The sequence below is a fragment of the Streptomyces sp. NPDC048192 genome (genome assembly GCF_043202415.1).
Classification (GTDB): Bacteria; Actinomycetota; Actinomycetes; order Streptomycetales; family Streptomycetaceae; genus Streptomyces.
Genome location: NZ_JBIDAL010000034.1, coordinates 1 through 22,457, shown reverse-complemented (window position 1 = coordinate 22,457; position 22,457 = coordinate 1). Strand labels below are relative to the sequence as shown.

Annotated in this window: 23 protein-coding genes; 12 read left to right on the top strand and 11 right to left on the bottom strand. The window is 68.0% G+C overall.

Annotation, left to right across the window (positions count from 1 at the left end):
- Positions 1 to 325: 325 nt before the first annotated feature.
- Entirely contained in the window at positions 326 to 733 is a 408-nt protein-coding gene (locus tag ACGFZN_RS39550; RefSeq protein WP_393863332.1) for a hypothetical protein, read from the top strand.
- Between the two features lie 139 nt (positions 734 to 872).
- Here ACGFZN_RS39550 and ACGFZN_RS39545 read toward each other — a convergent pair whose 3' ends face one another.
- From ACGFZN_RS39545 to ACGFZN_RS39535, 3 genes are all read right to left on the bottom strand, one after another.
- Positions 873 to 1,721 carry a nucleotidyl transferase AbiEii/AbiGii toxin family protein gene (locus ACGFZN_RS39545; RefSeq protein ID WP_393863318.1) on the bottom strand — a complete coding sequence of 283 codons (849 nt, stop codon included), beginning with the start codon at positions 1,719 to 1,721 and terminating at the stop codon, positions 873 to 875.
- A 122-nt stretch (positions 1,722 to 1,843) separates the two neighbouring features.
- A complete protein-coding gene (locus tag ACGFZN_RS39540) occupies positions 1,844 to 3,121 on the bottom strand; it encodes a type IV toxin-antitoxin system AbiEi family antitoxin domain-containing protein (protein ID WP_393863331.1) in 1,278 nt (425 codons plus the stop codon).
- 221 nt (positions 3,122 to 3,342) lie between these two features.
- The gene (locus tag ACGFZN_RS39535) at positions 3,343 to 3,738 is read right to left on the bottom strand and encodes a hypothetical protein (protein ID WP_393863330.1); all 396 of its coding nucleotides are present in this window, start codon (positions 3,736 to 3,738) and stop codon (positions 3,343 to 3,345) included.
- A gap of 320 nt (positions 3,739 to 4,058) precedes the next feature.
- Between ACGFZN_RS39535 and ACGFZN_RS39530 the strand changes: the two genes are divergently transcribed.
- The 5 genes from ACGFZN_RS39530 (at position 4,059) to ACGFZN_RS39510 (ending at position 6,944) form a co-directional block, all read left to right on the top strand.
- Positions 4,059 to 4,328: a hypothetical protein gene (locus ACGFZN_RS39530; protein ID WP_393863329.1), complete on the top strand. Its 270-nt coding sequence runs from the start codon at positions 4,059 to 4,061 to the stop codon at positions 4,326 to 4,328.
- Positions 4,325 to 4,660, top strand: coding sequence for an STAS domain-containing protein (locus tag ACGFZN_RS39525; RefSeq protein WP_393863328.1), 336 nt, complete (start codon positions 4,325 to 4,327; stop codon positions 4,658 to 4,660). Before ACGFZN_RS39530 ends, ACGFZN_RS39525 begins: the two co-directional genes overlap by 4 nt.
- 506 nt (positions 4,661 to 5,166) lie before the next feature.
- Positions 5,167 to 5,511 (top strand): ANTAR domain-containing protein, encoded by a 345-nt coding sequence (locus ACGFZN_RS39520; RefSeq protein WP_393863327.1) that lies wholly within the window; start codon positions 5,167 to 5,169, stop codon positions 5,509 to 5,511.
- 246 nt (positions 5,512 to 5,757) lie between these two features.
- Positions 5,758 to 6,150: a hypothetical protein gene (locus ACGFZN_RS39515; protein WP_393863326.1), complete on the top strand. Its 393-nt coding sequence runs from the start codon at positions 5,758 to 5,760 to the stop codon at positions 6,148 to 6,150.
- A 203-nt stretch (positions 6,151 to 6,353) separates the two neighbouring features.
- Positions 6,354 to 6,944 carry a hypothetical protein gene (locus tag ACGFZN_RS39510; RefSeq protein ID WP_393863325.1) on the top strand — a complete coding sequence of 197 codons (591 nt, stop codon included), beginning with the start codon at positions 6,354 to 6,356 and terminating at the stop codon, positions 6,942 to 6,944.
- A 429-nt stretch (positions 6,945 to 7,373) separates the two neighbouring features.
- Here the strand turns inward: ACGFZN_RS39510 and ACGFZN_RS39505 are convergent, their stop codons facing one another.
- A complete protein-coding gene (locus ACGFZN_RS39505) occupies positions 7,374 to 7,637 on the bottom strand; it encodes a hypothetical protein (RefSeq protein ID WP_393863324.1) in 264 nt (87 codons plus the stop codon).
- Between the two features lie 264 nt (positions 7,638 to 7,901).
- On the opposite strand from ACGFZN_RS39505, the gene ACGFZN_RS39500 reads away from it, so the two are divergent.
- Positions 7,902 to 9,287, top strand: a complete 1,386-nt coding sequence (locus tag ACGFZN_RS39500; RefSeq protein WP_393863323.1) for a hypothetical protein — start codon at positions 7,902 to 7,904, stop codon at positions 9,285 to 9,287.
- A gap of 94 nt (positions 9,288 to 9,381) precedes the next feature.
- Here ACGFZN_RS39500 and ACGFZN_RS39495 read toward each other — a convergent pair whose 3' ends face one another.
- Complete coding sequence (locus ACGFZN_RS39495) at positions 9,382 to 9,972, bottom strand: hypothetical protein (RefSeq protein ID WP_393863322.1); 591 nt, start codon at positions 9,970 to 9,972, stop codon at positions 9,382 to 9,384.
- A gap of 395 nt (positions 9,973 to 10,367) precedes the next feature.
- Positions 10,368 to 12,494, bottom strand: a complete 2,127-nt coding sequence (locus tag ACGFZN_RS39490; RefSeq protein WP_393863321.1) for a serine/threonine-protein kinase — start codon at positions 12,492 to 12,494, stop codon at positions 10,368 to 10,370.
- A gap of 217 nt (positions 12,495 to 12,711) precedes the next feature.
- Here ACGFZN_RS39490 and ACGFZN_RS39485 point away from each other — a divergent pair, with 217 nt between their 5' ends.
- On the top strand, positions 12,712 to 13,917 hold the full coding sequence (locus ACGFZN_RS39485; protein ID WP_393863320.1) for an NlpC/P60 family protein: 1,206 nt from the start codon (positions 12,712 to 12,714) through the stop codon (positions 13,915 to 13,917).
- Between the two features lie 123 nt (positions 13,918 to 14,040).
- Positions 14,041 to 15,039 carry a hypothetical protein gene (locus ACGFZN_RS39480; protein WP_393863319.1) on the top strand — a complete coding sequence of 333 codons (999 nt, stop codon included), beginning with the start codon at positions 14,041 to 14,043 and terminating at the stop codon, positions 15,037 to 15,039.
- 368 nt (positions 15,040 to 15,407) lie between these two features.
- On the opposite strand, the gene ACGFZN_RS39475 is transcribed toward ACGFZN_RS39480, so the two are convergent.
- The 5 genes from ACGFZN_RS39475 to ACGFZN_RS39455 all read right to left on the bottom strand — a co-directional run bounded on the left by ACGFZN_RS39475 (position 15,408) and on the right by ACGFZN_RS39455 (position 19,441).
- Positions 15,408 to 16,256: a nucleotidyl transferase AbiEii/AbiGii toxin family protein gene (locus ACGFZN_RS39475; protein ID WP_393863318.1), complete on the bottom strand. Its 849-nt coding sequence runs from the start codon at positions 16,254 to 16,256 to the stop codon at positions 15,408 to 15,410.
- Between the two features lie 297 nt (positions 16,257 to 16,553).
- Positions 16,554 to 17,743, bottom strand: a protein-coding gene (locus ACGFZN_RS39470) for an IS3 family transposase (protein WP_393863317.1) whose coding sequence is annotated in 2 segments (ribosomal slippage) — positions 16,554 to 17,479 and positions 17,479 to 17,743 — 1,191 coding nt in all. Because the reading frame shifts where the segments join, the coding sequence is not laid out codon by codon here.
- A 40-nt stretch (positions 17,744 to 17,783) separates the two neighbouring features.
- On the bottom strand, positions 17,784 to 18,557 hold the full coding sequence (locus tag ACGFZN_RS39465; RefSeq protein ID WP_393863316.1) for a hypothetical protein: 774 nt from the start codon (positions 18,555 to 18,557) through the stop codon (positions 17,784 to 17,786).
- The gene (locus ACGFZN_RS39460) at positions 18,514 to 18,939 is read right to left on the bottom strand and encodes a type IV toxin-antitoxin system AbiEi family antitoxin domain-containing protein (RefSeq protein WP_393863315.1); all 426 of its coding nucleotides are present in this window, start codon (positions 18,937 to 18,939) and stop codon (positions 18,514 to 18,516) included. The genes ACGFZN_RS39465 and ACGFZN_RS39460 overlap by 44 nt, the downstream gene beginning before the upstream one ends.
- Positions 18,940 to 19,237: 298 nt before the next feature.
- Entirely contained in the window at positions 19,238 to 19,441 is a 204-nt protein-coding gene (locus ACGFZN_RS39455) for a cold-shock protein (RefSeq protein ID WP_393863314.1), read from the bottom strand.
- Positions 19,442 to 19,751: 310 nt separating this feature from the next.
- Here ACGFZN_RS39455 and ACGFZN_RS39450 point away from each other — a divergent pair, with 310 nt between their 5' ends.
- The 3 genes from ACGFZN_RS39450 to ACGFZN_RS39440 all read left to right on the top strand — a co-directional run bounded on the left by ACGFZN_RS39450 (position 19,752) and on the right by ACGFZN_RS39440 (position 22,237).
- On the top strand, positions 19,752 to 20,417 hold the full coding sequence (locus ACGFZN_RS39450) for a hypothetical protein (RefSeq protein ID WP_393863313.1): 666 nt from the start codon (positions 19,752 to 19,754) through the stop codon (positions 20,415 to 20,417).
- Between the two features lie 143 nt (positions 20,418 to 20,560).
- Positions 20,561 to 21,841: an IS701 family transposase gene (locus ACGFZN_RS39445; protein ID WP_393863312.1), complete on the top strand. Its 1,281-nt coding sequence runs from the start codon at positions 20,561 to 20,563 to the stop codon at positions 21,839 to 21,841.
- 111 nt (positions 21,842 to 21,952) lie between these two features.
- The gene (locus ACGFZN_RS39440; RefSeq protein WP_393863333.1) at positions 21,953 to 22,237 is read left to right on the top strand and encodes a helix-turn-helix domain-containing protein; all 285 of its coding nucleotides are present in this window, start codon (positions 21,953 to 21,955) and stop codon (positions 22,235 to 22,237) included.
- The last annotated feature ends 220 nt before the right edge of the window (positions 22,238 to 22,457 follow it).

Sequence of the window (22,457 nt, the reverse complement as noted above, 5' to 3'; positions counted from 1 at the left end):
CCTCGGAAAGAACGATCTCCACAGCAGCAGGACCTCGATGCGCCACGGAAAGAAGGTACCAACTAACCCTCGTGATTTCTGGCGCAGCACACTAGAGATCCTCGATAGCTCAGTCGGGGAACTGCAGGAATGCCGTCTGGACCCGGAGCCAGGTGGTGTCCGGGCGGGTTTCCTCGTACGACGTTTCACGCCCCCCCCTTCCAGGCCCATGCCCTGGCCGCGGGCGTGAGGGGCGACGGTGATGCTGCGGATCAGCCCGCACACCGGGGCTTTGAGTAGGCGTACGGATACCAGACCACTCCACGAGCAGAGGACGATCGACGGCATGGCCTACCTGATACGCGTCGCGAAAACCACCGCTGTGGTCGCCGTCGTCACGTTCGGATCCTGGAAGCTCCTCGATGCTCTGGAGGCGCTGCTCGATCACCTGACCTCCGCGGACAGTGACCGCAACCCGCTGGCCGGCGTCCCCTACTACTGGGCCGCCGACGCAGCGGTCATCGCCTTGTACCCGCTCGCCCTGTGGGCGGGCCTCAGGCTGGTCAGGATCCGCGGAAACCACCTCGCGGTCACCGTCGGCTTCCTCACCTGGGTCACGGTCATGCTGCAGCATCTGGACATCAGCACCCCGGGGAACGCTCTGCGATTCACGGTCCACGTACTGCTGACAGCTGCCGCTTCCCTGCCGCAAGCGACGCTGATCGGGACACGGCCGAAAGCCCCGCTGCCTTGACGCGCCGGCCAATAAGGACCGTCCTCCTGCACAGCCTCGGCACAGCACTTCTGCTCGCTTACGCCCTTGGCTGCGCATCGAGGAGCTCCGGCGGGTCGGCGATACGGGGTGAGGAGCCGACCCAGGCTCGTGGGGGGCGCTACTGCCAGGCGGCCTTCGCGGGATCCCAGTTCCCGTGCACGCTGCCGTCGAGCAGTGGGTTGAGGAAGACCTCGGCGGCTTGAGCTGCCTCCGGGAAGGTGCGGCATCCCTGGAGCCCGATGACCAGTGCCGCAGCAGTTGGGTAGTGGTCGTGCCAGGCCGTTCCGGGGGCCTCGAAGTTCTTGGGCAGGGTGAGGTCGATACCTCGTTGACGCCTGAGTTCGGCTTCCTGGTGTACAGCTTGGTAGGCCGTAGGGCCGTTGACCGTCTCCTGCTGGCTGATCAAGAGCAGGTCGGCCAGGTCGCGGTAGCGGCTGGAGCCCCCGTCTCCGTGTCGTTCGTACAGGGCGCAGATCTTGTCGGAGATGTGGTCGATGAGGGGGTAGAGGCGCACGGTTGGCCAGTCGATGGGCCAGGGCAGGTCCACGGCGGAGGCGAGGGGCCGGGTTTCGGGGGTGCCGGCGAGAGTTCGGCGGACCGTGATGTCGACTTTGACGTTGTCGACGCGGGTCGGCCCGAGGAAGACCTGGAAGTGCTGGGAGCCGCCGCGGGCTGGGTCGGCCGCCGAGGTGTACTTGCCGGGGGCGAAGCGAAGGAAATCGCCCAGGTCGTGGGCTGCGGCTTCCAGGACGCGCTTGCGTGCCTCGTCCGGAGTCAGTCCGGGCTGAGCGGTCTGCAGGTCGATGTCGCCGCTGAGACGGGCCGCACCCCGGTAGCGCACGAGGAGAGCCTGGCCGCCTTTGATGAGCCAGCCGTCAGGATCCAGAGTGAAAACCCGGGCAGCGAGGCGATTGAAGTAGAAGATCCGCATGAGGTCAGCGACGTTCATGCCCGTCTGCTTGGACATCTTCTTAGCCGACTGGTTCAGAGCAGTTCTGAAGGCCGTCGGAGTCCGATAGGTCTTGCCCACGGATCGCCCCCCTGGCACGCTGCCGGTGATCCGCAGACTCTACGCCCAAATGATCGACATCAGCCTGGCTGGCTGTCAGATTTCTCCGGTCCCTGGCTGCTGGTGCCATCCAGTTCCTGAGCGCCATCACCAGAGATCGCACCGCCTTCCCCGTCCGAGGGGCGAGGGGAAGGACTAGTGCGTTTGGCAGCCGGGGCAGGGACGGTCGCTTGCCCGAAGGCCTTCAGCATGCCGGGCGGGAGGGCTGCAACGTTCCGAACGGCACGGCCGATGCCGGGGTCCGGCTGCATCATCTTCTGCATCGCTTCTGCGATGGCGAAGTTGGGCTGCAGCATCTTCCGGATCGCCTCGGTGACCGCCGGGTCCGGCTGCCACAGCTTCCGGATCGACTCCGTCAACGCAGCGTTGGGCTGCAACGTCTTCCGGATCGCCTCGGTGACCGCCGGGTCCGGCTGCCACAGCTTCCGGATCGACTCGGTGACCGCCGGGTCCGGCTGCAGACTCTTCCGGATCACCTCCATCAATGCGGGGTCAAGCACAGATGCGGTTGGCGGCGGGTTGTCTTGTTGGCGCGCTGCTGCCCGTGTCGCCCACATGAGCTCGATGAGGTCAGGGCGTTCGGCGAGAAGGTGGACGGCTTGATCGAATCCTTCCTGGCTTGCCCGGTCGACTTCCTGGCGGCGCAGACTTTCGCCTGCCTGCGCGACGAGGTGGTTGATCAGGTCGTATCCGGTGGCGCTGGCTTTCAGGCCGTACTTCCGGGCGAACGGCTGGACCTGTTCTGCCAGGTCGTCGACATTGATCAGGTCGCGGCGTTCGGCGTCGGCGATGACTCCGCCGATGTGTCCGCCATCGGCACCGCTGTGCAGCAGGTCGGCGATGGTGCGCATGGCTGTGGTGACGGGCAGGCCGTCGACTGTGGTGATCTCTGTCGTTGCGACCTGCGCGGTACGCAGGCGGACGAACGGTTCGGTGGTGGTCCGTCGGCGCGGGACACTGATCTCTACGTCCGGGGCGGGAATGTCCCCGAGGTCCAGCAGCTGGCAGGCGGAGGCGTGGGAGACGACGCCGGAGTCCGGGTCACCGACGGGCCGATCCCATAGGAATCGTTTGGGCTGCAGGCGCAGCCAGGCGACCTTCACCTCCAAGTGGGGCGGTACGCCTGCGGCGGTCAGCTGGTAAACGCCGCGGCCCACGTTCGACAGGAGGCCGGCCTCCGTCAGCCGCAGCAGTTGCACGCCATTGATGCCCAGCTCCTTGGCCTGCGCGGCCGTCACCAAGCCCCACTGATCTGCAGCGGCTCCAGAAAGAGCAGCCACCTGCTCCGTACGGTCCATGCAGAAATAGTTACACAGGATCGCAGAGTTAGTTACTCCATTGGTGTAACAAACTCTGCACTCAGGTTCCTAGGGATGTAACTATCTCTGCATAATCATCTCGGAGGGGCGGGCGTCGGGCCACCGAGCACTGGGCAGCCCAGCGCCTCGCTGCGGATCGCCGTGCGCGTGCGGGTGCGCATCGGTGCGGTGCGTCGGCAGAGCACCAACCGGCCGGCCCGTCAGCGGGCTTCTTCGAGGGCCCGCTGAATCAGCCGGAACTCGTTGTCGTCCACCACCTGGATCACCGTGCCGAGCTGTACCCGCAACGGGACCACGAGCGACACGGCGACCTCCAGGATGGCCATCTCGCTGACGGACGCCTTCAGCGCACCGGAGCGGGACAGCAACAGGTCGCCGATCGCGTCCCAGTCGACCGATGGCGCTTGGCTGCGGTCGATGACCGGCTGGCCGGCAGATCGCGAAAGGTCGGCCTCCTCGGCGAGCAGGCGCCGCAGCCAGTAGCCGTCCCGGTGAGCGCCGAGCAGCCGGGTCGCCGCCCGCATCCGTTCGTCGCCCACGCCTGAGAGCAGCTTCTCGGCGAGCTGCTCGCCCGTCCGGCCGTCCGTGTCCGTCACCAGCCGTCTCCCCTCGTTTCCCCGGCGGCCGGGCCCCGGCGGCCCGGCTGTGTCGCTCCACTGTGCGCCGATGCCGGACCACTCCCGGTCCGGCCACGCCGAGGGTTCCCCCCCAAGCACCTCACCACCGCCCGAGCCCCTCTCACACGGGTGATGCTCCGGGCCGGAACCGCGGAAAGCCGCCCTCTGTGCCCGAAATCGCCTCCTGACCTGCGGAATCAGCAGATCAGGACGTTTTCAAAGCTGCGAAGGGCCATGGACTACCCGACCTCTTACTGTCAATCTGTTAGACACTCCGGGTTGTGCGGCAGGCGAGGGCCATGGATGGACGTCCCGAGATCGATTCGCTGGTGGCTCAGGTAGAACGGTTCTGCGGCAGCCTTCGGCGGTTGTCGCCCGAGGCGAGGCTGAGGCTGGCAGCCCGCTTGCGGGACGAACTGGGCCAGGTGGTGGAGACCGCCATCGACGCGTCGATGACGGCGGCGGCCCGGCGGGGCTGGGGACTGCGGAGGATCGGCCGGCTGGTGGGGCTGTCCCATGAGACGGTGCGTTCCCGTATCGGCCGGTCCATGGAAAGTGAGCGGGCATGAACGACTTCCAGCGGTTCCGGTCCGCCATCACCGACGAAGGCGACACGATCACGGTGGCAGCCTTCGGCGAGATGGATCTCGGCTCCGTCGAGGACCTGCACAAGACCGTCGTCCGCTGCCTGCAGGCGGCGCAGGTGCAACACCTGGTGGTGGACATGTCCCAGGTGGCCTTCTGCGACTGCTCGGGGCTGGGGGCCCTGATAGAGGCGCGGGAATCGGCCCTGCGGCGGGGGGTCTCCTTCCATCTGACCGAGGTGAAGACGCCGGTCGTGATGCGCCTGCTCACCCTGACCGGGACCACCACCTTGTTCGGGCTGAATCGGCCGGCCTGAAAGGCACCGCCGGTTGGAAAGCGACCTGGTTGACGACACCGTGACCGCACCGGATGCCGCGCGTTGGTCGAGGCGACACGCGTGCATCGGAGTGTCGTGCGGTCCCAGTTCTCGCCGGCGTGGGGATGGGGAACCGCTGGTTCCGGTGACCGCCCCTGTCACGGCAGGTGGCTCCTGGCCTTCCCCCCTCGAAGGCCAGGAGCCATCGACGCCCCACCGGCAGCGGCATGGTCGACCGCTGACAGACTCCAGCGACGGTGAGACAGAGGGGCTCCGTCCCGGTGACCTAGCAGCCAGCCGGTATCCACGAAGCCGACCGGGACTGGTCCTTCCCCGAGGGCAGGACCATCACCTAGGTCCGCGCCACCCGAGGCACCGTCGCCCTCACGGCCCGCAGCAGCCATCGGCATGCTGAACGCCATCCGGGATAGGAGTGGCAGTGCTGCCCTCGCACACGCGCGCCAGCTGCAACAGCGGAGCGCGGGAGACCAGGCCGGGATGTGATCATGACGGAGTGCAGGCAGAACGCCCACCTGCTGCCAGACGCAGAAGCGTTGGCAGGGCGCGACCAGTTCGCCCAGCGGATCAGGCAACTGCAAGAGGAGATCGGCCAGTTGCAGAAAGCCGTCAGCTCCCACGCGGTGATCGACCAGGCCAGCGGCGTGGTCATCTCACTCGGCGGTCTCCGCCCCGAGCAGGGCTTTGACGTGCTGCGGAAAGTCTCGCAGCGAACCAACACCAAACTGCGGGATGTCGCCGAACAGATCGTCGACTGGGTGCACAGCAAGAAGCTCGACGACAGCATCCGCGAAGCGCTGGAAACCGCTTTGACCGAGGCGGCATCTTGCTAGACCAAACACGACGGCGCCTTCACGGAAACGGCCTGACCTGCACCTCTCCCTCTCACGGTCAACCTGCACCGCATGACCTGTCTGCGCGAGAATCGCTGTCAGCGCATGCCGCGCGCCGAACGCATACCCTCATGATCGCCATGATGCCGATGCCCGGGGTCGAGACCTGAGCGCCACGGGAACGTCACGCGCACGCATCACTGTCGAAGCGACCAGCCTCCGCTTCGGCCTGGCACGATGCCCCTCATGGAGCCGCTGCCCACCCCGTGTCCCGCCGAGCTGATCCCGGACGCATCGGCCACGGCCGCCTACAACGCCGCTTACAAGGCGGCCAAGGAGCAGCATGCCGTGTTCGTCGCCATCGAGTGCCAGGCCCAGCGGTGGACGGTCAAGCCCGACGCGCTCACGGCCCCCGCGCACGCCATCAGCAACGCGGTCTACGACGCCATCTGCCGCGCGACCCTCCACCTGATCCGCTCCCGCGAGATCCGCCCGGACTCCTCCTGCGGGCCTGTCTACTTCGCCTGGTACGACCTGGAGCACGAGCACCGGGCCCGGGAACTCGCCGCCGCACTCCACGCCGCCCTGTACGGCAACCTCGGCCCACTGGCCCAAGCCGTACCCCACACCCCAGCCTGACCAGCAACCAGCCCCGAGCCCGCAGCAACCGAAGCCGCCAGCCAGCCTACCGGCGCAGGCCAGGAATGGCCGGGCAGCAAGAGGTAGTTCGACCTTCACCCGGCTTCGGGGCTTAATCAGAGGCTCGGAGAGACCTCGGATCAGGTGTGCGGGAAAGGCTTTACCCCGCGGAAGCTGTCAGTCCCGCAGACTAGCGTCCTGCCATGGACGCAGGAGACTGGATTGCCCTTGCCGCGGTCGTCGTGTCGGTCGGCGCCGCTGCCATCAGCATGCATCAAGCCAAGACCGCCAAGGACTCAGCTTCACACGCCAAAGAGCAGGCTGACGCGGCAAGAGAGGCCAACGAGCTAACTCGCCAGCAGATAGCCAGGCATGACGCAAAGGAGCAGGAGGAGAGGATCGAAGCGCAGGCCGCAGCACTTCGCGAGGCTGAGGCTGTTCACCTGGGCGTCGGCGGCAACGCTTGGTCCCTACTGATCCGCGTCCAAAACCGCAGCAGCCGCCCCATCAGCAATGTGCAACTCATGGACGTACGTGCGGACGAACCCGGGCCGTGGCGCTCGTGGACGGTCAACCCGAACGTGACCAGGGCGATGCAGCGCACTCAGCAAAAGCAGCTGGATCCGAACGCCGTGATGACTACCGCAGTCTGGCTTCTCGATGAACATGGACAGCACCTGACTCACGCCCCCGGTGCCGCGAAGGTGGAGGTCAGGTTCCGAGATGCAGATGGACAGTGGTGGATGACGGAATTGACGGATGGTCCTCGCAGGATCGACGCACCCTCCGACTGAACGCGGTCGGTCACAGCTGCTTCCTCCACCCGTCCCGGTTGCGGCCGACCCTTTCCGCTCAAAGGCCGGCCGCCACCCTATCGGGAGGTTCCGCGACTTGAACCGAGCCGCGTCGGCAGTCCTCCGCCTCTCTCGGGGCACGCTGGCGGAGGCAACCGAGACCACAAAACTAGCGTCAATACCCCCGCGTCGGCGGGGAGGACATGCCCGGCCTCGTGCCGACCTTGATCAGTACGGAACACCCCCGCGTCGGCGGGGAGGATCAGGCGGCCGTAGCGCGCGCCGTCATCCTCAACGGAACACCCCCGCGCCGGCGAGGAGGACAGCTGTTCGATCTCCCAGGCCCTGCGGGAAGGCACCCAGGCAGACGGTCTCCGACTACCCGGTGCCATAGCGGCTCTCGGCGACAGGCAGGAGCCGCTGCGGTGATCAGTGAAGGGCGGCGAGGGCTTGGTGGGCGATGCCGATTGCGGTGGCGATCTGGTGGGGGGTGGCGCGGCCGCGGGCGGGGTGTGCGCACATGTTGCGTATGCGCCGGGCCTGGTGGAGGCGGCCTGCCGGGATCCCGGTCCGGGCCGCGAGGAAGTTGACGGCGGTGCGCGGGTCGGGGCAGTGGATGAGCAGTTCGTCCCACAGGCAGACGAGGGAGTAGGCACCGCAGGACTGGGGGCAGGCGTGGCGTGCAGCAGGCATAGCGGTCTCCCGGAGAAGAAGGGTGAGATGGTTGAGCCGCCGTGCGGCGGCTTGCACTTCTCACCGTGCGCCGGGCACGCGATGATGAGCATCTGCACCAACCAACGTTGTTTTCCAGCCTGTTGGCCCCTATCACGGTGATGGTGAGCACCAGTGACTTCTCAGAGACCCTCTCCCGGCTTCCGCCCCGAAGACGATCAGGGAACGGGCCAGGGCCCAGGGACGTCTGCGGGCGATGCCGAAAAGGTTGAGGGGGAGCTGGAGGTGCGGCTGCCCGCGGACGACACCCGTGAGGGCTTCGCCCAGCTGGTCGGTCGGCTCTTTGCGAGCACGGGGCTGACGACGAATGCCTTCGAGGCTGCGCACCGCTTCGGTGACGGCATGGTCTCCAAGGTCAGCACGGGCAAGCAGCTGCCTTCCCTGGCCTTCGTGGACGCGCTGGTCGGAGAGGCCCAGGACCGTGCGGGTTTGTCCCAGGCGGCGGCCGACGCCGTCTACGCCGCATACGGGCGCATGCTCGGTTCCAGCGCACAGGATCCAAATGCCAAACCAACCAGCACCATGCACCGGCAGATGCTTGAGCTGTTCAAGGTGACCATGGCGCTGCGTTCCGTCAGTGGCCAGCTCTCAACCACTACCTATGAACTGCAGGTGGTGCGGGAGCGTTTGGAACGGCTGCAGACGCAGCAGGCCGCCGGCACCCTGGTGGACGAGTCGGCGCTGCAGGAGGCTGCGGGCGAGGTGCAGCGTCTGACACGGCGGCGTGAGGAGTTGGTCCAGCAGCGCCAGGCGGCGGCACAAGAAGTCGACCGGGTCCGCAGTGACCTGGCCCGCGCCGAGACGGCTGCTCTCGCTGTTGCCGCTGACTCGGTGCCGGCCGAAGCCCCTGCCGGCGCAGGCGGGGAGTACACGCATCACCTTGAGCGGCTGACCGCGCCGGGCACCACCGGGCACGGGGACTACCCTCCCCCGCCCGTGTCGCCTCCCGCCCCGGCGGGCGGAGGTACCAGCCGGAGGTTCCTGTGGATCCTGGCCGCGGCCACCGTGACGGCCGTGACGCTGGGCAGCGTCCTGATCGTCACCCTCACCGGACGCTCCCAGGACTCCCACGCCGACGGCGCGCCGACCACCACCTCCCCACCGGTGAGTGCCGCTACCCGGACCTCCCCTGAGGCCGCCACGCAGAGCACACCCCCTGGGGCCGCGTCAGATCCCACCGCGACCGCGGAGTACACCGACGCGCCGTTCACCCTGCGTGGAGCGAACCTCAGCTCCTGCATCGACATCACGGGCGTGGGCTTCGCAGGCCAACACCCCACCGTTGAGTCCGGACTGAACTCCGAGCAGGACACCTCCACCTGGGACGATCTGTTCTACACCGCTTGTAACAATGATCAACCGGTCGTGACCGTCCCCACGGACGAGAAGTTCGCCCGCCTCACCACCCCGCCGACCGACGCCCAGTCCTGCCAGGCCACGGCCGAGCAGAACCCGACGGCCAACGACTTGAAGTTCTCCCAGATCAAAGCAGGCGACAAGTTCTGTCTGGTGACCGCCGCCCCGGATCCGCACGTGGTCTACCTGCAGGTGATCAGAACCGATCCGGCACAGCACGACATCTACTGGAAGGCCACCTCGTGGTCCCAATGAGACCAAGTGGGAGCTGACGAACATCAGGGCCGGCCCTGCGCGAGGGCCGGCCCTTCTTCAGGTCACGACGGTTGTGGGGCGATGGCCGAAGGCGTCAGTCCTCGGCGTGGGCGATGCGATCAGCGAACATCCGCGCTTGATCACCGAGCAGGTGCGGATCAAGCTGCCCGCTGCCGGAGCCGCCGTAGAGCACGCCCGCGATGGCGGTGCCCACGCGCATGAACAACTGAGTGCCGTGACCGGTCCCGCCGTCAACGACGTCGCCGGCCACCGACTCCGCTCCCACATCAGGCGGCGTCACACGGGTGACCGAGTCCTTGTCCAAAGCGGCCGTCACCACCTTGAAGGCCTTCACGGCACTGGTGCGGTCACGGAAGGCCATGAGCGTGAACCGCAGCTCCTCACCGCTACGACGGTCGCCGAAGCTGTCACCGCCGTAAAAGAGCATGCCCCGGCACTCCGCCGTGTCGCAGTCGCTCGGCTTGCTCGCCGCTGCCTGCGCACGATCGCCCACCTGCCAGCCTTTTGGCATCTGCGGGCCTTCCGGCAGCGCCCCCCGTACCTCGGCGGCCGAGGAAAACGCCCGGTCCGAGTCCATGTCCACCCTGTCCGAACCAACCGCTCCGGCCAAGGCAAAGCCCGCCCCCGCCAGCCCCCCGGCCACCAGAACCGCGATGCCCGCCACGGCCGCACGTGAGCGTCCGGCGATCAAGCCACGCCACCGGCCACGCGGCGCCGGCGGCACCACGGGCTGAGGCGGTACGGTCGGCCTGGGTGGAACGGCCGACTGCTGCATGTCATGCGATCCCGCGGTGTGCCCGTTCTCTTCCACCCTGCTCTCCCCTCCACGAGCGGCCTTCGCTGGCCGAACCTTGCAGGATCCCACAAGGTCACGAGCGGCACCAGACATTCGCGTACACGCTGCGGCCCGAAGGACCGAGCCGAGGGCTGCGGCGGCCAGACTGAAGACGAGAGGTGCGGACTCTGCGCGGTCTGCGCTATCCATCCGGACCCCAAGACGCCGGTATCAGAGGCAACCGTGACCGCGCGGGAACAGACCTCCGACGCGGCGTGCCGCCCTCAGCCCCAGCACTGCCAGGAGTCCTTGTCGTAGAAGTTCTGGAACCGGCTGACCGGCGGCGTGCTGTGGTAGATGGTCTGGCAGGCGGCCTGGGTGTCGATTGCGGTGGAGCTGCCGGTGCAGTACCAGCCGTAGGCGTAGCGTCCGGAGGTGTAGGTGGCGCCGGGGTGTCCCGTGGCGGTGCAGTAGGCGTTGAAGTCAAGAGGGCCAAGTTCGCGGGTGGCGTGCCAGCACTGCCAGGTGTGGGGGTCGTTGAAGTCGGTGACGCGGTTGGTGACCTGGTCGGTGCTGGTGTGGTAGGTCCAGGCGCATACGGCTTCGGCGTCGTCTCCGGTGCCGTTGTCGGCGCTGCAGCGCCAGCCGTAGGCGTTGTTTGCGGTGAGCCGCACCGGTCCTTGGCCCGTGGCCCGGCAGTAGCCGTCGAAGTCCGGGGTGCCGAGGAGGCGCGGAGCGCCGGACCGGAAGGTCTTCGGCCGGGCCGATGTGTTGCCGGTCTCTCCTGCATCGCCTGGTGGGCCTCCGTGGGGTTGTGTGGCCGAGGAGGCGTTGGTGCTGAGCGAGGGGTTCTGCGCCTGCTGTGCCGGTGTGTTGGTGGGTGGGACAGCAGTGCGGGAGGATGCGGTGCCGCTGTGGATGGGCAAGGGTGAGACGGCTGAGGGCACGGGACCGTCGCTCGGCTGGAGACTGCTGTCGGGAGAGGTCCGGCCGGGGCTGGCGAGGACAGCGGCCACGATGACGGCGACGGCGAGCAGCAGCGGAACGACACTCATCTTGACGCGGATTACGGTGCGCCGGGTGGCTTCCTTGGCCAGCAGGGCGGAGGCCTCGTCGCGGCGGGCTGCGACCTGGGCCGCGAGGGCGGCAGGCAGCCACAGACCCTCGTGGCGGTCGGTACAGGCGTCGATGATCTGCTCGGGGGTGGGGCGGCGGTCGGGGTCCTTGTCCAAGCACGCCTTGATCAAGACCCGGAGATTGTTGTCCTCGCAGGCCAGAGCGGCTGGATCGGGGTCGCAGTGGACGATGCGGTACAGGACTTGGCCGCTAGAGCCGTCGCCGAATGGGGCGATCCCGGTGGCGGCGTAGGCGAGCAGGGAGCCGAGGGAGAAGACATCCGCGGCGCCGGTGACGGGTCGGCCGTCGGCCTGCTCGGGGGCCATGAAGGGGATGGTGCCCAGCTGGGCGCCGGTCTGAGTGAGCCGGGAGGCGTCCAGTGAACGGGCGATGCCGAAGTCGATGACCTTGGGTCCGTCCGCGTCCAGGAGCACGTTGGCGGGCTTGAGGTCACGGTGGAGCACCCCGGCCGCATGGATGGCCCGCAGGGCCTCGGCGATGCCGGCGGCCAGGCCGGCGACGGCCGCGGGCGGCAGAGGACCGCCTCTGTCGACGGCTTCGCTCAGAGAAGGGCCAGCAATGTAGGTGGTGGCCATCCAGGGCTGCGCGGCCTGGGGGTCGGCGTCCACGACCGCGGGTGTGTAAGCCCCCTGGACGCTGCGGGCCGCGGCGACCTCGGCGGCGAACCGGCGGCGGAAATCAGGGTCCTCAGCCAGATGGGCGCGGATGACTTTGACCGCAACCGGACGGCCCGCCTTGGAGGCTCCCAGGTACACCTGTCCCATCGCGCCCCCGCCCAGACGCCCCAGCAAGCGGAACGGCCCGATCCGTGTGGGGTCGGTGGCGGTCAGGGGCGCCGCGGCCGGGCTGCTCGGCGGGGCAGCGCCGGTCTTGCGGTCTGCGGGCGGCTCCAAGCCGGGGTCGGCAGCCGGGGCCGGGGCCCCTTCCGGCTCAGGTCGGGCGTGTGATCCCCGTGGTGCGTCCGGGCTGTCCGGGTCGTCGGTTTCGGCGGCCAGTCCCGGATCGGTGGCCAGGAGGACGTCACGCAGTTCCTGCCAACGTCGCTGCCATTCGTCGACATCTCCTTCGCAGGCCTCCACGAACGCCTTGGTGATGGCCCAGGTCGGCAATCGGCGGCCGGCTGCCGCGTCCGACAGCGCCGAGTGGGAATAGCGGGCCCGGCGTTCCAGCTCCCGGTAGGTCGGCTTCCCCGGAGCCGAAGCCCTCAGATCGCGCAGTCCTTGCGCGAAGTCGTGTAACGGCCCCTCCGGAATCGGCGCCTCACGCCTGCCCATCGTGGAACCCCCCGATACTCGTCTGCTTCGTCCCCACCCCGGCACCAGTGCGGCGAGATATCCATCATCGGCCCACGCCGGGCGTGCTGCCAGCGGTTCTCCGCGTCGGTCATGCGGCAGCCAACTGGTCAACAAATGTCCCTGGCAGGTCAACAATCCAGGCCGTGCACTGAGGTCACCACCGCTTCCGCCGACCCGATGCTCCGGGAGATGCGCCATGACCTCAGGCACCCACACGGCCCCCGCCGGACGGGGACTGCCCCTTCGCGTGCTGACGGGGCTGCTGGCCGCCGTGCTGGCCCTGCTGGCCGCGGTCACCGTGTGCCCGGGCCCGCACGATGCCTCCGCCGCCCGGCCCGCCGCCGCACCGATCCGCCTCCCGGCCCGCCCGGACGCGTCGGCGCCGGCCGCCCTGCGTGCGGACCACCCGGCCCCGGCCGTCGGCAGGCCGCACGCGGCATCCCGGAGCGCCGCCCGGCCCGTCACGCACCACACCGCCCGCACCATCCGGCTGCGGCCCGGCGACACTCTGTGGAGCCTGGCCCGCCGCTACGGCACGACCGTCGCGGCGCTGCAACACACCAACCACCTCGGGACGTCTTCACTGATCTACGCCGGCGGGCGCCTGAACGTTCCCGCGTCCGCCCGCCCGGCCGCCGGCCCCGGCAGCGGCCACCCCCGGCGCCATCACGCCGCACCGGCCGCACCGGGCGCCGCCGCGGCCGTGGCGTTCGCCCGCCGGCAGCTCGGTCTGCCCTACCGGTGGGGCGGCTCGGGAGACGGCGCGTACGACTGCTCCGGGCTGGTCCAGGCCGCCTGGCGCGCCGCCGGCGTCATGCTGCCCCGCACCACCGCCGCCCAGGCCCGGGCAGGTGTGCGCATCGCCCGCAGCCAACTCCGGCCGGGAGACTTGGTGTTCACCGCCGGGTACGGACACGTCCAGCTCTACGCCGGGCAGGGACGTGTCATCGAGGCCGCCCACCCCGGCACCCGGGTGCGCACCGCCTCTCTCCCCCCGGCCTCCCTCGTCGACGGCTACCGCCGCCCTGCGGCACTGCACCGCATCATCCAGGCGACTGATCACCGCCCTACGGCACCCGCCGCCGTGCCCGTCACCGCACGTGCCGCCGCACCCACCGCCGGGTCCGTCCGCGCGGCCGCCGCCGGCGTCTTCGGCAGCCAGTACGCGTGCGCGGCGTACATCATCGCCCGCGAGTCCGCCTGGAAGACGACCGCCGCCAACCCCGCCTCCGGCGCCTACGGCCTCGCCCAGGCCCTGCCCGGCTCGAAGATGGCCCGCTACGGCTCCGACTGGCGCACCAACCCGGTCACCCAGCTGCGCTGGATGCGCGCCTACGTCACCACCCGCTACGGCGGCGCCTGCGCGGCCTGGGCCTTCTGGCAGACCCACCACTGGTACTGACCCGAACCCGCCATGCCCTTCCGGTCTGCGCACAACCCCGCACACCCCTGACGTGACCCGCCCCCCTGCCAACCCCGAAGCCCAACCAGCCATGACATCAACCCAACATCCGAGGAGACTTTCGTGAAGGCTCTGACCACACGCGTGCACCGCTACTCCTGGCGTGCCCTGGCCGCGCTTCTGGCCGCCGCCGCCATCGTCGCGACCGGCCTGGTGCTGCACGCCACCGGCACGTTCACCACCACCGCCGGACATCACACGGCCAACCGCGTCCACCTCGCCGGCGCCGAGGTCAGCAACGCTCAGACCGGGCCTGACAGCGCAAACACGCACGACCCGAACATCACAGGCCCGGGCGGCGTACGCGACAACCTGCCCACCCTCGTCGCCACCCCGACGACACCCATCCCTTTCCGCCAGGAGATCGGAACCGCGGCCACCAACGGAACCTCGTTCTGCTTCGTGGGCAGCGTCATGGTCCAGTGCACCGCGTCCAACCCGACCAACCCCGCTCCCGAGTCCTACATCTCCGCCATCGTGAAGTACGCCAACGAGGCAGGAATCGACCCGCGGCTGATGCTCACCATGCTGTGGAACGAACAGGAGCACTGGCACGCGCTCGGCGGTGACACCGTCAACGGCTGGTGGGACTCTCTTCCCGTGGTCGGCAACCCAGACGGTCCCAGTTACGGCATGGCCGACATGAAGCAGGCCACCTTCGACCAGGTCCGCAACGCCCACCCGGCCCTGTTCGGCCCGTACCAGTGGACCGACCTGCAGACCAACAACGACCTGGCCATCCGTATGTTCGCCTATCAACTCGCCGACACCGAAGGCCACCGCACTCCCGACCAGACGGACCAGGTCTGGCAGGCCGTCCAGGCCCAGGCGCCCGAACTCGTCATCCCGACCACTTGGAGGGACACCGGCATCAAGCGGGACGAGATGCTGGCCATGGCCGCCAACGTAGGAGCGCGAACCGCAGCCGGTATCGCCAATGGCACCCTGACCGATCAGAAGGTCAAGGATAAGGGCACCTGGTACAAGTCCGCCATCGACGACAAGTGGGCCAGGGCCGACCAGATCATCTGCCAGTCCGGGGCCTTCAACTGCTCCCTGTGAGCGGCCGCAGAACCGGCAACGAACCCGCCCTTCACCTGTAGACGACGCATGGAGAGCCGCGCGGCAAGAGAAACCTTCTCAGCCGCGCGGCTAACGTGTGGGCCGTCTTCGAGTGACAGTGTGAGGTCCCGCAAGATCTTGGACAGTTTGGTCCCAGGAGATGCTCCATCTGCGCTCATCCACGGTGAACTCAGGGCAAGTTGCAGCAGCAGCACTCCCTTTGCCCCGGCCGGGCGGCTTGTCCCTCCGGCGTCACGCGCGGCCCCGTTGTCGCGCGCTCCCGTGAGCGCTGGAGCGGCTACGCATCGGAGGGGCCCCGGCGGGTCGGCGATACGGGGTGAGGAGCCGACCCAGGCTCGTGGGGGGCGCTACTGCCAGGCGGCCTTCGCGGGATCCCAGTTCCCGTGCACGCTGCCGTCGAGCAGTGGGTTGAGGAAGACCTCGGCGGCTTGAGCTGCCTCCGGGAAGGTGCGGCATCCCTGGAGCCCGATGACCAGTGCCGCAGCAGTTGGGTAGTGGTCGTGCCAGGCCGTTCCGGGGGCCTCGAAGTTCTTGGGCAGGGTGAGGTCGATACCTCGTTGACGCCTGAGTTCGGCTTCCTGGTGTACAGCTTGGTAGGCCGTAGGGCCGTTGACCGTCTCCTGCTGGCTGATCAAGAGCAGGTCGGCCAGGTCGCGGTAGCGGCTGGAGCCCCCGTCTCCGTGTCGTTCGTACAGGGCGCAGATCTTGTCGGAGATGTGGTCGATGAGGGGGTAGAGGCGCACGGTTGGCCAGTCGATGGGCCAGGGCAGGTCCACGGCGGAGGCGAGGGGCCGGGTTTCGGGGGTGCCGGCGAGAGTTCGGCGGACCGTGATGTCGACTTTGACGTTGTCGACGCGGGTCGGCCCGAGGAAGACCTGGAAGTGCTGGGAGCCGCCGCGGGCTGGGTCGGCCGCCGAGGTGTACTTGCCGGGGGCGAAGCGAAGGAAATCGCCCAGGTCGTGGGCTGCGGCTTCCAGGACGCGCTTGCGTGCCTCGTCCGGAGTCAGTCCGGGCTGAGCGGTCTGCAGGTCGATGTCGCCGCTGAGACGGGCCGCACCCCGGTAGCGCACGAGGAGAGCCTGGCCGCCTTTGATGAGCCAGCCGTCAGGATCCAGAGTGAAAACCCGGGCAGCGAGGCGATTGAAGTAGAAGATCCGCATGAGGTCAGCGACGTTCATGCCCGTCTGCTTGGACATCTTCTTAGCCGACTGGTTCAGAGCAGTTCTGAAGGCCGTCGGAGTCCGATAGGTCTTGCCCACGGATCGCCCCCCTGGGGTGCTGGCGTTAATCCGCAGACTCTACGCCCAGGCTGATTAACAGTCAGTTCGCCGTGCCAGATCCCTCCCCCGCTGATCACTGAGTTCCGTCCGACTCATGAGGGTTACTACTGGGCGTGGCCGTTCCTTGTACGTCTGAGTTACCAGAGGGACTTGCCTGTTCGGGGGCCGAGCTCGTGAGCTGCCCCGGATTTCGTGGAGTCCGCGATCGTGTGATCAAGCGGTCTGCGGGGCTTCCTCCAGTTGCGCCCAGTACGCCTGTTCGTACTCGTCGGGCGGCACATAGCCGAGGGCGGAGTGGAGCCGTTCACCGTTGTACCACGCGACCCACTGGAACACGGCCCGCTCGACCTCGTCGAAGTCCCGCCACGGCCCCTGATGCTCTATCAGTTCGGCCTTGAACGTGCCGTTCAGGGCCTCGGCCATCGCGTTGTCATAGCTGTCCGCGACGGAGCCGACCGACGCGGAGGCGCCGACCTCGGTCAATCGCTCTGTGTAGCGAATGGACACGTATTGCGACCCGCGGTCGCTGTGGTGAATGAGAGCGGCGTCCTTCTTGATCCTCTGCCGCCACAGGGCCATCTCCAGCGCGTCCAGCGGCAGGTCTGTACGCATGTGATTCGCAACCTGCCAGCCCACGATCCGGCGCGAGTATGCGTCCAGGACGAAGGCGACGTAGACCCAGCCCGACCAGGTGCGGACGTAGGTGAGGTCGGCCAGCCACAGCTGGTTGGGCCGCTCGGCGGTGAACCGACGGTTGACCAGGTCCGGCGGACGCGGGGCGGCCGGCTCGGGGATAGTGGTGCGGCGGCGCTGTCCGCGGATGACGCCCTCGATGCCGAGCTCACGCATCAGCCGCTCGATGGTGCAGCGGGCGACGCGGTGCCCCGCGCGGATAAGGGCGCGGGTGACACGGCGGGCGCCATAGGTGCGACCGGAGTCCTCCCACACGGCTGTGACCAGCGGGATCAGCTCCTCGTCGCGGAGTCGGCGGGCCGATTTCGGCCGCTGCTTGCGCGCAAAGTACGTCGATGGGGACAGCTGAAGCACCCGGCAGACGGGATCGACCCCGAAGCCGTCGCGCAGGTGGTCGATCACCTGCTCGGCCTCGTCCGGGGACGGTCGATCTCCTGGGCAAAAAACACACTGGCCGCTTTGAGGATCTCGTTGGCTCGCCTCAACTCGGCGTTCTCCTTGCGGAGTTGTTTCAGCTCCTCCAGTTCGGAGCTGGTCAGGCGGTCGTCGCGCTCGCCTGCGTCGGCCTCGGCCTGGCGGACCCAGGACCGCAGGGCCTCTTTGTGGATGCCGAGGTCGCGGGCTACGTGCGCGATCGGGCGGCCGCTCGAGCGGACCTCGCGGACGGCGCGCTCGCGGAGTTCATCGGGGTACTTACGGGGTGCTGGCACTGCTGGTGGTTCTCCTTACGCCTGGATCGTATCCCAGGCTTCAGGGACTCCACGAAAGCAAGAGCAGCTCACTCGGAGTGTCTGCCTGCCCGACGGCTTTGAACGTGGCGGGCGGCAGGGCGGCGGCGTGTTGAACCGCGCGCCAGATGCCAAGGTTCGGCTGTGCAGTCTTCCAGATCGCCTTGCTCATGGCCGCGTCCTGCTGTGACAGCTTGCGAATCGACCTCATGAGCGCCGGATCCGTCTTCGTGATCTTCCGCACCGACTCCATCAGCGGCAGCAACGCCTCCCGGACCGACTCCGTCATCGGCAGCAACGCCTTCCGCATCGCCTCCTGCATCGCCGGATCCATCCGCGTGATCTTCCGCACCGACTCCGTCAACGCAGGGTCAAACACAGATGCAATAGGCAACGGGGTGCTTTGCTGGCGCGCAGCTGCCCGGCTCGCCCACATGAGCTCGATGAGTTCGGGGCGTTCGGCCAGGAGGTGGATGGCTTGATCGAATCCTTCCTGGCTTGCCCGGTCAACTTCCTGACGACGCAGAGTTTCACCGCCCTGCGCAACGAGGTGGCTGATCAGGTCGTATCCAGCGGCGCTGGCTTTCAGGCCGTACTTCCGGGCGAATGGTTGAACCCGTTGCGCCAGGTCGTCCACAGCGATCAGATCGCGACGCTCGGCGTCGGCGATGACTCCGCCGATGTGTCCGCCGTCAGCACCAGCGCGCAGCAAGTCGGTGATGGTACGCACGGCCGTGGTGACGGGCAGGCCGTCAACTGTGGTGATCTCTGTCGGCCCGACCTTCGCGGTACGCAAGCGGACGAAGGGCTCCGTCGTGGTGCGCCGGCGCGGGACGCTGATCTCTACTTCGGGGGCGGGGGATGTCTCCGAGGTCCAGGAGCTGGCAGGCAGAAGCGTGAGAGACGACACCAGAGTCCGGGTCGCCGGCGGGACGCTCCCAGAGAAACTTTTTGGGCTGCAGACGTAGCCAGGCGACCTTCACATCTAGGTGCGGCGGCACGCCTACGGCGGTCAGCAGGTAGACGCCGCGGCCCACGTTCGACAGCAGGCCGGCCTCCGTCAGTCGCAGCAGCTGCACGCCGTTGACGCCCAGTTCCTTGGCCTGCGCAGACGTCACCAGACCCCACTGATCTGCAGCTGCTTCAGAGAGGACAGCCACCTGCTCCGTACGGTCCATGCAGAAATAGTTACACAGAATCGCAGAGATAGTTACTCCATGAATGTAACAAACTCTGCACCAGAGTCACTGGGGATGTAATTTTCTCTGCGTTCGCCCGGAAGACCGGGTATCCACGCCACGGCACCGGGCACCAGGCACCGACGCAGGCGGCCCGCCTGGCCGGGCGCGGACAGGCCCGCCGGCCGGTCGGCATCGTCTCCCTCGGGGACCTCGTGGTCGAACGCGACACCGACTCCGCGCTGGCCGACATCAGCGCCTCCGAGCCCAACGAGTGCCAAGGGGCCGCTTGCCCCGTTCAGGCCGGGGTGGCGTTCTCGGCCTGCGGGCCCTTGGGCCCCTGGGTGACGTCGAAGCGGACGCGCTGGCCTTCCTGCAGTTCGCGGTAGCCGGTGGTGGCGATGGCCGAGTAGTGCACGAACACGTCGGGGCCGCCGCCGTCCTGCTGGATGAAGCCGAAGCCTTTTTCCGCGTTGAACCACTTCACTGTGCCCGTGGCCATGCAGCACTCCCTTAAACGAACGGGCAGCCAGAGGGCTGCGCACTGCTGTTGCGGCGATCATTGCGCTTAGGGACGGGCGCGCAAAGCGCGAAACGCCTCTTCAGGGCACCCTGTGCCCGCCCGCGCACGTGTCCATCCCCTCGCCGGCCCACCTGTGGCAGTACGGGCAGGAGCGGACTCGCTGACAAGAGGAGATTCTGAGCCGATACGCCGATTCCCGCAGTTGGCTTGGGTCAGGCACCGTCCTGGCGGTCACATGGCCCTTCGGCGGCTTCTACAGTGTCTCGCGGTAAAGGGGGGAGACAAGAACGTGGTGCGGGTCGAGCGATTGGCGGACCTGAAGCCCGTCCACCAGCGTCAGGCAGCCGTCCTGGCCCTGTGGCAGTGGCGCGCGCCGATACTCGCGTTCGAATTGGATGCAGAGTGGGGCGTCGACCAGTCCGTGCTGGAGTCGCTGTTCCGACTGGCAGCATCACCCGCAGGTGAACAGTCGGATCTCGCATACCGGCGAGCAATCGCCGAGCTGCGCACGGCCCCGCTCTTCACGTCTGAAATCGACCCGGACACGGTCCAGCTCCTCCAGCTGGAGACCATCAGCAACCTGCTGGCCTTCGGCGAGCTGCTGGACAAGCCTGGCGTGGACGACGTCGAGCGCATGGTCGAAGCCTCGGCCGGCCTGGCGAATTACCTCGACGGTCTCGTCGAGGGCTCCTTCTACTCTCACCCCGCGGAGGAAGCCCACCGCCAGTACCTCGCCGACCTGGCGGATCGGGCGAGCGAGGGCTATTTCGCGTCGCGCCACCTCGCTGTCGAGACCGCCTGCCACGGCGCTCTCGGGGTTCTCCCCGATTCCGCAGGGCTGCTCGACTCGTCCATGGGCCGCGAGTTGCTCGCGCTCTGCGACGACTTCGGCGAAGAACTCGTCGCAACGATGCAGTGGCTCCGCATGACGGCGATTGCGTTGTGGCAGCCGTGACGGGCAGGTGGCCTGGAACGGAGGACTGCTACGGGCGGCGCTGGCTGAACAGGCCCGGTTCGATCTCGGCGAGGACGCTCAGGCTGACTAGTAGGACTCCGTTAGGTCTTCCGGTTCGGGCTGTTCCTGGGCATGTTGGGTGTGTGGATGCACATGAAGTAAAGCGTGTACGGGCCAGGTTGGCGTTATACGTGGCTGATGTGTTCGCCTCGATGCCGCGCAAGGATCAGCGGGCCAAGGGCGACTGCTACCTGCGGGGACTGATGCTGGACGGCCGCCGCAAGTCGATCCAGGCCATGGCCGCACGGCTGCCGGACGGCAACGAGCAGAACCTCCAGCAGTTCGTGAACCAGTCCACCTGGGATCCCGTGCCGGTGCAGCGCCGGATCTGCGAACGCATGCTCCCGCTCATCAACCCGACAGCCTGGGTGATCGACGACGTGTCCGTGCCCAAGGACGGAAGAATGTCGGTCGCCGTGGCCCCGCAGTACTGCGGAGCCCTGGGCAAACGCGCCAACTGCCAGGTCGCAGTCAGCGTCCACGCCGCGACCGACACCGCCTCCTGCCCGCTGCAGTGGCGGCTTTTCCTGCCTCGGGGATGGGACGCGGACGACGACCGCAGGAGGGCCACCCGCGTCCCGCCCGAGGTCACACACCGCGAGAAGTGGCGGCTGGCTTTGGACATGCTCGACACGCTGGCCGACTGGGGAATGAGGCCGCCGGTCGTCGTGGCCGACGCCGCCTACGGCACCAACGCACACCTGCGGGCCGCCCTGACGGACCGCGGAATCGACTACGTGCTGGCCGTCCGCGCGGATGTGACCGCCCACCCCTTCGACGCGGAGCCCGAGACGCCGGACCGCAACGGACCCATCGGCTGCTGGCCCCAGCCTCGCTATCGACAGCCCGCACCGTCGGTGGCGGCCCTGGCCGCCGGTCTTGAGCCGCAGGCGTTCACCACCGTTGCCTGGCGGCAGGGCATGCGCGGGGAGTTACGGTCCCGCTTCGCCGCCGTGCGCGTCCGCCCCGCCGGCAAGGCCGTCGAGCGTCCGATCAAGGCCGCTGCTTCCTCCGAGCAGGGCTGGTGGGACGGCATCCTGCCCGACTGCTGGCTGCTGGTCGAATGGCCCGAAGAGGCCGAAGCTCCCACCGATTACTGGCTGTCCAGCCTGCCGGCCGACACGGCGATCGCCGACCTGGTCCGCCTGGCCAAGGTCCGCTGGCGCATCGAACACGACTACCGAGAACTCAAGCACGGCCTGGGCCTGCACCACTTCGAAGGCCGTTCCTGGCCGGGCTGGCACCACCACGTCACACTCGTGACCGCCGCCCACGCCTTCCTCACCGAACAACGGCTGGCCCCAAAAGTCTCCGGACCGGGCTCACTCTCTACCAGATCCTCGACGCCCTCCAGGACATCCTGAGGTGCTGGACCGGCATCTGCACCACCTGCCACCAGCCCCTGCCCAGCAGGAAACACACGACACCAAGATCGACACAGACCTAACGGAGTCCTACTAGGGGCCGACTGGACGATTGGACGGCTCAGCCGCGCGGCCGCCATGTCCCGCGCCACCTTCCTGCGCCACTTCACCTGGGACACGGGGACGACCGTGAGCGCCTTCCTTGCGCGGGCGCGGCTGATGGCCGCAGCGGAACTGCTCACCACCACCGACGCACCCGTCGCGAGTGTCGCCAGCCAGGTCGGCTACTCCTCCGAGTCCGCGTTCTCACGAGCCTTCCGGGCGTATCTCGGCACGACACCTGCCCGCTTCCGGCGCAAGAGACCGCCGGCACCAGGAGCAACGAAGACCGGATGACTGCGGGTCGGGGACGGGGCATACCCGCACGGTGACTGACACCACCTGAGCGGGCAGCGCTGACCCCACGGCCAGGACAGCTGACTTCTGACCGCTGTCAACAACGTGCTGGCCAGTAACAACTAGGCATCGAGCGTCGTGAAGAGGCTGTTGAGGCCCTCCGCCAGCAACGGGTGCGTGAAAATGGCGTTCGCCATGGCGGTGTACGGCAGCTTGCCCA

What these genes read in the sequence shown, in the direction of transcription:
- ACGFZN_RS39525 (WP_393863328.1), top strand. Translation starts at nt 4,325, where the DNA reads ATGAACGACTTCCAGCGGTTCCGGTCCGCCATCACCGACGAAGGCGAC.
- ACGFZN_RS39550 (WP_393863332.1), top strand. Translation starts at nt 326, where the DNA reads ATGGCCTACCTGATACGCGTCGCGAAAACCACCGCTGTGGTCGCCGTC.
- ACGFZN_RS39460 (WP_393863315.1), bottom strand. Translation starts at nt 18,939, where the DNA reads ATGGACCGTACGGAGCAGGTGGCTGTCCTCTCTGAAGCAGCTGCAGAT.
- ACGFZN_RS39540 (WP_393863331.1), bottom strand. Translation starts at nt 3,121, where the DNA reads ATGGACCGTACGGAGCAGGTGGCTGCTCTTTCTGGAGCCGCTGCAGAT.
- ACGFZN_RS39455 (WP_393863314.1), bottom strand. Translation starts at nt 19,441, where the DNA reads ATGGCCACGGGCACAGTGAAGTGGTTCAACGCGGAAAAAGGCTTCGGC.
- ACGFZN_RS39520 (WP_393863327.1), top strand. Translation starts at nt 5,167, where the DNA reads ATGACGGAGTGCAGGCAGAACGCCCACCTGCTGCCAGACGCAGAAGCG.
- ACGFZN_RS39510 (WP_393863325.1), top strand. Translation starts at nt 6,354, where the DNA reads ATGGACGCAGGAGACTGGATTGCCCTTGCCGCGGTCGTCGTGTCGGTC.
- ACGFZN_RS39505 (WP_393863324.1), bottom strand. Translation starts at nt 7,637, where the DNA reads ATGCCTGCTGCACGCCACGCCTGCCCCCAGTCCTGCGGTGCCTACTCC.
- ACGFZN_RS39490 (WP_393863321.1), bottom strand. Translation starts at nt 12,494, where the DNA reads ATGGGCAGGCGTGAGGCGCCGATTCCGGAGGGGCCGTTACACGACTTC.
- ACGFZN_RS39515 (WP_393863326.1), top strand. Translation starts at nt 5,758, where the DNA reads ATGGAGCCGCTGCCCACCCCGTGTCCCGCCGAGCTGATCCCGGACGCA.
- ACGFZN_RS39530 (WP_393863329.1), top strand. Translation starts at nt 4,059, where the DNA reads ATGGATGGACGTCCCGAGATCGATTCGCTGGTGGCTCAGGTAGAACGG.
- ACGFZN_RS39485 (WP_393863320.1), top strand. Translation starts at nt 12,712, where the DNA reads ATGACCTCAGGCACCCACACGGCCCCCGCCGGACGGGGACTGCCCCTT.
- ACGFZN_RS39475 (WP_393863318.1), bottom strand. Translation starts at nt 16,256, where the DNA reads ATGTCCAAGCAGACGGGCATGAACGTCGCTGACCTCATGCGGATCTTC.
- ACGFZN_RS39545 (WP_393863318.1), bottom strand. Translation starts at nt 1,721, where the DNA reads ATGTCCAAGCAGACGGGCATGAACGTCGCTGACCTCATGCGGATCTTC.